5 protein-coding genes and 2 pseudogenes are annotated in these 8,099 nt (G+C 68.3%); 2 read left to right on the top strand and 5 right to left on the bottom strand.

What is annotated here, in order from left to right:
- On the top strand, positions 1-2,155 hold a 2,155-nt coding region (locus RF701_RS17625), incomplete at its 5' end, for a Tn3 family transposase (RefSeq protein ID WP_308815826.1).
- Positions 2,156-2,394: 239 nt separating this feature from the next.
- Here RF701_RS17625 and RF701_RS17620 read toward each other — a convergent pair.
- From RF701_RS17620 to RF701_RS17600, 5 genes and pseudogenes are all read right to left on the bottom strand, one after another.
- Positions 2,395-3,827, bottom strand: a pseudogene (locus RF701_RS17620) (type IV secretory system conjugative DNA transfer family protein).
- The gene (locus tag RF701_RS17615) at positions 3,827-4,108 is read right to left on the bottom strand and encodes a hypothetical protein (protein WP_374758667.1); all 282 of its coding nucleotides are present in this window, start codon (positions 4,106-4,108) and stop codon (positions 3,827-3,829) included. Before RF701_RS17615 ends, RF701_RS17620 begins: the two are co-directional and overlap by 1 nt.
- Positions 4,108-4,335 (bottom strand): annotated as a pseudogene (locus tag RF701_RS17610) (conjugal transfer protein TraD); the annotation flags it as partial. The pseudogene RF701_RS17610 and the gene RF701_RS17615, both read right to left, overlap by 1 nt.
- Positions 4,336-4,348: 13 nt before the next feature.
- The gene (locus RF701_RS17605; RefSeq protein ID WP_197462280.1) at positions 4,349-4,678 is read right to left on the bottom strand and encodes a conjugal transfer protein TraD; all 330 of its coding nucleotides are present in this window, start codon (positions 4,676-4,678) and stop codon (positions 4,349-4,351) included.
- Positions 4,671-4,934 carry a hypothetical protein gene (locus RF701_RS17600; RefSeq protein ID WP_308815822.1) on the bottom strand — a complete coding sequence of 88 codons (264 nt, stop codon included), beginning with the start codon at positions 4,932-4,934 and terminating at the stop codon, positions 4,671-4,673. Before RF701_RS17600 ends, RF701_RS17605 begins: the two co-directional genes overlap by 8 nt.
- Positions 4,935-5,086: 152 nt before the next feature.
- On the opposite strand from RF701_RS17600, the gene traA reads away from it, so the two are divergent.
- Positions 5,087-8,002, top strand: coding sequence for a Ti-type conjugative transfer relaxase TraA (gene traA / locus RF701_RS17595; RefSeq protein ID WP_062127000.1), 2,916 nt, complete (start codon positions 5,087-5,089; stop codon positions 8,000-8,002).
- Positions 8,003-8,099: the final 97 nt, after the last annotated feature.

The raw sequence follows: 8,099 nt of genomic DNA, 5'->3' as shown, positions 1-8,099 counted from the left end.
ACCGCCGCACCGTGTCACCCGGCTGCGGCGACAAGGCGAACGCTATTTCGCCGATGGCCTGCGCGACCTGAACGCCGATCGGCGTCGCGCCATCCTCGCGGTCTGCGTCATCGAATGGGCGGCCGCGACCGCCGACGCCGTGATCGAGACGCATGACCGGATCGTCGGTCGGACCTGGCGCGAGGCGAAGCAGCTGCACGATGCCCGCACTGCAGAAACCAGAGGCGCGGTTACCGCGACGTTGGATGGGTTCGCCGCGCTCGGCCGATCGCTGCTCGATGCGCATGGCAACGGCGCGTCGCTGGAAGATGCGGTCGCGCGCACGGCAGGCTGGGACCGGCTCGACCGCCTCGTCGCGACGGCCAGGACGCTGACCGACACGCTGAGCGACGATCCGCTGGCGCATGTCGATCAGGGGTATCACCGCTTCCGCCGCTATGCGCCGCGTATGCTGCGCTGCCTCGACCTCGCAGCCGCACCGGTCGCCCGATCTCTGCTCAACGCGGTGACCGCCATCGCCGCCAGGGGCGCACTCCCCGCAACCGATGACTTCCTGCGCCCGCATTCCAAGTGGCGGCGTCAGTTGCGGGTGAAAGGCAGCGACGATGCGCGTCTCCGCGAGGTCGCGGTCATGTTCCACCTGCGCGATGCGCTGCGCTCGGGCGACATATGGCTCGACCGCTCGCATCGCTACGGCGACCTGCGCCATGTCCTCGTGCCGATGACGGTCGCGCGGACCATGAAGCTGGCAGTCCCATCCGATCCGCATGTCTGGCTGGCCGACCGCAAGGCACGGCTTGCCGATGGCCTCACCCGGCTCGGTCGCGCCGCGCGCAACGGCACGATCCCGCATGGCAGCATCGAGGACGGTGCGCTGCGCATCGACCGTCTCACCGCCGATGCACCGGACGGGATCGAGGAGCTGGTGCTCGACCTGTACCGTCGCCTGCCGCCCGTCCGGATCACCGACCTGCTGCTCGAAGTCGATGCCGCGCTCGGCTTCACCGATGCCTTCACCCACCTGCGCACCGGCGTGCCGTGCGGCGACCGGATCGGCCTGCTCAACGTCCTTCTTGCCGAGGGGCTGAACCTCGGCCTGCGCAAGATGGCCGAAGCCTGCAATACCCACGATTACTGGCAGCTCTCCCGCCTCGCGCGCTGGCATGTCGAGAGCGAGGCCATCGACCAGGCGCTGGCGGCCGTAGTCGCCGCGCAGGGCGACCTGCCGATGGCGCGGGTCTGGGGCATGGGCACCACCGCCTCCGCCGACGGCCAGTTCTACCCTGCCGCGCGACAGGGCGAGGCGATGAACACGGTCAACGCGCGCTACGGCAACGACCCAGGCATCAAGGCCTACACCCACGTCAACGACCGCTTCGCGCCATTCGCGTCGCAGCCGATCCCCGCGACCGTCAGCGAGGCACCCTATCTGCTCGACGGGTTGACGATGAACGAGGCCGGGCGGCGGATCGAGGAGCAATATGCCGACACCGGCGGGTTCACCGACCACCTGTTCGGGATCAGTGCCATGCTCGGCTACCGCCTCGTGCTGCGCATCCGAGACCTGCCCTCCAAGCGGCTGTATGTCTTCGACCCCGCCGCCACGCCGACCGAACTGCGCCCGCTGGTGGGCGGCAAGGCGCGCGAGGCGCTGGTCGTCGCCAACTGGCCGGACCTGTTCCGCTGCGCCGCCACCATGAGCGCCGGACAGGTCGCGCCGAGCCGCATCCTGCGCAAGCTCGCCGCCTATCCGCGCCAGAACGACCTGGCCGCAGCCCTGCGCGAGGTCGGTCGGATCGAGCGCACGCTGTTCATCATCGAATGGATTCTCGACGCCGGCATGCAGCGCCGCGCCCAGGTCGGTCTCAACAAGGGCGAGGCGCACCACGCGCTGAAGAACGCCCTGCGCATCGGCCGCCAGGGCGAGATCCGCGACCGCACCACCGAGGGCCAGCACTACCGGATCGCGGGCCTCAATCTACTCACCGCCATCATCGTCTACTGGAACACCCTGCATCTCGGCCATGCTGTCGAGGCCCGGAGACGCGAAGGGCTGGACACGCCCGACCATCTTCTCGCCCATGTCTCGCCACTCGGATGGGCGCACATCCTGCTCACCGGCGAATACCTCTGGCCCAAGGACACTACCGCTTAGGGTGTCATTCCGCCCTCAGCCGGAACTGACCCCAGGAAGGGCATGCGGAATTGGCCTAAAGGCCAATACGCTTTTGCTGCGTGCCGGCTAACGCCGTCACCAGAGCGGCCTATCGGCCGCAGGCTTCCGAGAGAAGCCAAGCCGATCCGGCGGTGTGTACCTGTCAGCGCCGCGCAGGTTGAGAGGCGGCGGAGGATGCTATCCCGACGCCTATGGTCCCTTTTTACGGGTGTGTCAGATCAGGCTGGATCGTAGAGCCCGGCAAACTCCCGCTCCGCATAGTAGCGGATTTTGCCGACGACGAGCGGGTGCCGTCGCTGAAGATGCTCGCCGGGTTCGACGTGCCGAAGGTCTGATACTCGATGGTGGTGTCGCCGATCGTGCGTGAGAGCATGTCGGCGGTGGCAAGATCGTTGACCCCGAACGTCTGGATCACGCCGGCATTGGACATGAACGTGCCGGCGCGCTCACCATAGGTGGCTTTCAGCTGGTGCATATCCTGGAGGATCGGCCAGAGCTGCATCCCGTAGCCTGCCATCAGCCCCATCGCGCGTTCCACTGGATCGAGGCGGCCGAGCGCCGCGAACTCGTCGAGCAGGAACAGCACCGGCTTGTCCGGCCGGGCAGGGGAGCGGGCCATGTCGGTGACGGCCTGGCTCACCAGCAGCCGCAGCCAGCGCGCGTAGGTATCGAGCCGATCGGGCGGCAGGCACAGGAACACGGTGCCCGGCCGCTCCTTGAGGTCCGCGAACCGGAAATCGGACGCCGACGTACTGTCCACGATGCGGGGACTGTCGAGAAAGTGGGTGTGACGCTGGGCGGACGACAGCACGCCGGCCGCCTCGCGATCGGACTTGCCGAGTTGGCGGTTGGCGGCACGCGCGATCAGGCCGTGCGCGCCAGCGCTGGCCTGCATGTCGGCGAGCAGCGCGGCGAAGCCGGCGGGATCGCGGGTGAGCTTGTCGCGCACCGTCGCCAGCGTGGCGAGGGCAGTGGGCTCATGGATGACGGTGTGCAGGATGATGCCGGCGATGAGCGCCTTGGCTTCCTCGTTCCAATGCGCCTCGCCCGATTGTCCCGGTGCGTCGTGGACCAGCGCGTCCGCGACCGTCTGTGCGTCTTCGGCGAGGTCCGGGCTGCCGGCATCGAGCCACGCCAAGGGGTTGTAGCGGGCCGCAGGACGCCCGGAGACGCCGAACGGGTCCAGACACCACACATCGCCCTTCCGGCTGCGCGTGCGGGCAGTGACGCGGGCATTCTCACCCTTGGGGTCGATGCAGATCACCGAACGGTCGAGCAGCAGCAGATTGGGGATGATCGTGCCGACGCCCTTGCCCGAGCGGGTGGGTGCCATCGTCAGCAGATGGGCCGGGCCGTCATAGCGCAGCAGCTTGTTGTTGCGGCCCGATCGGCCGATGACGAGATCGCCCGAGCCTTCCAGCTTCGCCAGGTCGCGGCGATCGCCGAAGCGGGCCGATCCCATCAGCGTGTTGCGGGCGCGCCCACGACGATTGAACTTCCAGATGCCGAACAGCACCAAGCCGGTTAGCAGGAACGGCACGTCGGTCGCGATTTCGCCGACGCCGAAGATGCCCTTGAGCCAGCTATTGCTCGCCATCAGGACGACGAAGCCGATCAGCAGCGCCCAGAGCGGACCGATCCGCATCGGCATCAGCAGCTCGCACCGGCGGGAGTGATCGCCAGCGCGGGATCGGCATCGGGATGGCCGAGCAGCCTGAGAAGGATTTGGGTGGCGAGGGGAGGGGGCACGCGTTCGTCGCGCAGCATGTCGAACAGCGCGTCATCCTCGGGCGTCAGGGCCATGCCTTCGATCGCGAGGTTGGCGCGGGCGTCTTCGTCGTCCTCGCGCCACATCGTGTCCTCGGCCGGGCTGCCGCGCACATAGTCGAGCGCACGGACTTCGCTTCGCAGCGTGTCGAGATCGATCGTCATCATTCGCCCGTCTCCCGGCCAGCTTCTTCCGCGTCGAACGCCCGCCGGCCGCGGCGCTTCCACAATGCCAGCGTGTCGTCGCCAGTCTCGCTCCTGGCCTTGCCGACCAATTCCAGCAGCGCACCGTAGATCGTCGCGCGATCATCGTCGGCGAGATCGACGAGTCCGGCCTTCTGGACGAGGCCGCCCAGCTCGATCAGATGGCGGGTGCGTTCGCGGCGTTGGACGACCCAACCCCTGCTATCCGTTCGCCGCTGACCCGCTTCCGTCCGTAGCGTCGCCGCGCGGTTCAGTCGCAGCGCCCGATCCGTCGATTGCAGCAGCGCCGCCACCTTTGCGCCCGCGCCGTTGAAAGAAGTCCGCGCCCTTCGCGCGCCATGCCTCCTTCGCGCTCGCATCCTTCGATCCGATCGCGTCTAACAGCACGCCTGCGAGTGTTTCAGCATCGAGAGCGTCGGCACCCGTTGCGGTGACCAGCATCCCGAGCTGTTCCACCCGCTTTGCCTTGAGCGCTTTGGCCTTGTCGCCGAGGGCCTTCAGCTCCGCATCGTAATCGCGCACCTTACGCATCGCGATCATCCTCGTCGGGTTCATCCGGCGCAGCAGGGATATCCGACCACAGCAGCCCCGATGTTCCGTTTGCATCGACGCCGGGTGGTGCTTCCTCGTTCCACAGAACACGCCAACCGTAGACCACGCCGTCGTCGCTGGCATTCTCGTCCAGATCAAAGGGGTAATCATCAAGCGTCTCGACGCTAATCCCGAGCGCTTGAGCGACATACGCATCGCGGCGTCGCTCGATCGCTTCCTCGTAAGCACGGCTCATCATGCTCTCCTTGTTCAGACAGTTTGGCAGAGCAGGCAGGGAGCGCAAGCACAAAAGCGGCTCAAGTCAGTCAGGAGATGCGCAGCAGATCTTGAGTGCGCGCTTATACGTCGTTGCCAACGTGCGCTCAGAAGTGCATGGTGCTGATCGCGATGGCGATCTACCATTTCAGCGTCAAGGTCATCAGCCGGGCCAACGGCTCCAGCGCCGTCGCGTCCGCCGCCTATCGCTCCGCATCCGAGCTGCACGACGAGCGGCTGGGACGTAACCACGACTTCTCGAACAAGGCCGGCGTCATCCACTCCGAGGTGATGTTGCCGAAAGGCGCGCCGAAGCGTTTAAACGACCGGACCGCACTCTGGAACGAGGTGGAGGCAGGGGAGAAGCGCAAGGACGCTCAGCTCGCCCGCGAGGTAGAGTTCTCGATCCCCCGCGAGATGAACGAGAAGCAGGGCGTCGCGCTCGCCCGCGATTTCGTCGCCGAGCAGTTCGTGGAGCGCGGGATGGTCGCCGACCTCAACGTGCATTGGGATAAGGCGAAGGACGGTAGCCCGAAACCGCACGCGCACGTCATGCTGTCGATGCGCGACGTGGGACCGGACGGGTTCGGGCAGAAGAACCGCGACTGGAATGCGCCAGAGCTGTTGCAGGGGTGGCGCGAGGCGTGGGCCGCCCATGTCAACGAGCGCATGGCCGAGCTGGGGCTTGAGGGTCGGATCGACCATCGCAGCCATGCCGATCGCGGCATCGAGCTGGAGCCCCAGCACAAGATCGGACCCGCAGGAATGCGCCGGCTCGATCGCGGCGAGGATGCAGAGCGCGCCGACGATCACCGACGGATCGCGCGCGAGAACGGCGAGAAGATCGCGGCCGACCCACGCATCGCGCTGGACGGCATCACCCGGCAGCAATCCACCTTCACCACCCGCGACCTTGCCACGTTCGCGTTCCGTCATTCGGACGGCAAGGAGCAGTTCGACCGGGTGATGGCGGCGGTGCGCGCCAGCCCCGAGCTGGTGGCGCTGGGTAAGGACGGCCGCGACCAGGAGCGGTTCACGTCGCGCGACATGATCGCGACCGAGGCGCGGTTGGAGAAGGCCGGCGACGAGCTGGCGCGGCGCGGCGATCATGGCGTGTCCGACCGGCAGCGAACGGGCGCGCTGGAGGCGGCTGGGGGGCGGGGCCTCAATCTGTCCGACGAGCAGCGCGACGCCTTCGACCATATCACCGGCGGGGAGGGGCTGGCGTCCGTCGTCGGCTATGCCGGCACCGGCAAGTCGGCGATGCTGGGTGTCGCGCGCGAGGCATGGGAGCGCGAGGGCTACCAGGTGCGCGGCGCGGCGTTGTCGGGGATCGCGGCCGAGAATCTGGAGGGCGGATCGGGCATCGCGTCGCGCACCATCGCCAGCCTTGAGCATGGCTGGGCGCAGGGCCGCGATCAGCTTGGGCCGAAGGATGTGTTGGTGGTGGACGAGGCCGGCATGATCGGCACCCGCCAGATGGAGCGGGTGCTGTCCCACGCTCGCGACGCCGGAGCCAAGGTGGTGCTGGTGGGCGACCCCGAGCAGTTGCAGGCGATCGAGGCGGGCGCGGCGTTCCGCAGCGTCACCGAGCGGCACGGCGCGGCGGAGATCACCGAGGTCCGTCGGCAGCGCGAGGACTGGCAGAAGGAGGCGACGCGGGCGCTCGCCACGGGCCGGACGGGCGAGGCGCTGGATGCCTATGCCGCGCACGGTATGGTCCACGCGGCCGATACGCGCGAGGCGGCACGGGCCGGGCTGGTGGACGGGTGGGATCGCCAGCGCCGCGCCGATCCCGATCAGTCGCGCATCATCCTAACCCATACCAACGCCGAGGTCCGCGAGCTGAACGGCGAGGCGCGCGATCGGCTGCGCGCGAACGGCGAGCTGGGCGAAGACGTGGCGTTCACGGCCGACCGGGGCCGCCGCGACTTCGCGGCGGGCGACCGCCTGATGTTCCTGCGGAACGAGCGGTCGCTGGGCGTGAAGAACGGCACGCTGGGGACGATCGGCCGCGTCAGCCCCGAGGGCATGACGGTACGGCTCGATGGCGGGCGCGAGGTGACGTTCGCGGCAAAGGATTATGCCGCGGTCGATCACGGCTATGCCGCCACGTTCCACAAGTCGCAGGGCGTGACCGTCGATCGCGCCCATGTCCTCGCGACGCCGGGCATGGACCGGCACAGCGGCTATGTCGGGCTGTCGCGGCACCGCGAGGGCGTGCAGCTCCACTATGGTCGCGACGACTTCGCCGATCAGGGCAAGCTCGCGCGCGTGCTGTCGCGCGACCGCGGCAAGGACATGGCCGGTGACTATGCGCCCGAGTACAGCGAGCAGGATCATGCCCGCGCCTTCGCCGATCGGCGCGAGATCCGGTTCCCGGAACTCGCGCGCCAGGTGGTCGAGAAGGTTCGCGACAAGGCGCGGGGCATGTTCGCCGGGTTCAGGCCGAAGCCCGTGGTCGAGAAGACGCCGGTTGGCGAGGCGGCGATCGGCACCGACCGCCCCGACCAGGCCAAGGCGATCCGCGACTATGCCCGCGTCGCGGCCGACGTGCGGCGGATGAAGGCACAGGGCTTGCCGGTGCTGCCGCATCAGGAGACGGCGGCACGGCGCGCGATCGAGGCGCTGGACGCGACCGGGCCTGACGCGGCGCGCGACCTTGTCTCCGCGATGCAGCGCGATCCCAAGCTGATCGAACAGGCGGCGAGCGGCGACACAGGCGGCGCGGTGCGGGCGATGGCCGAGGAACAGCGTGTCCGCCTTGACCCGGACGCGCGCGCCGGCCGGTTCGTTGAAGGCTGGCAGGCGATGCAGCGCCTGCGTGCCGGTCTAGAGCGGAGCGGCGACACCGCCGGCGCCGAACGGTTGCAGGCGCGGATGGAGAAGGCGGCGGTCGGGCTTGCCCGCGATCCGCAGCTCGAATCCGCATTGCGTCGTCGTGCGCCCGAGCTGGAGATCAGGATCGAGCGCGAGCGGTCGATCGGCGAGGCGCTGGCGCGGTCGATCGAACCGGGCCGGGAGCGTGACAGGGGTATGAGCCGGTAGAGTTCGTGCTTTCGGGTAGGTTCGTGCTTTCGCGCGGGAAAGGGGGGCGACATGAACGAGGACGATCACGAACGGGATGCGGCAGCGGAGGCGTTCG

This window comes from Sphingomonas sp. GV3 (genome assembly GCF_031082075.1).
Taxonomy (GTDB): Bacteria; Pseudomonadota; Alphaproteobacteria; order Sphingomonadales; family Sphingomonadaceae; genus Sphingomonas; species Sphingomonas beigongshangi.
Note: the sequence above shows the minus strand (reverse complement) of the source record. Positions and strands in the feature narration are given on the sequence as shown.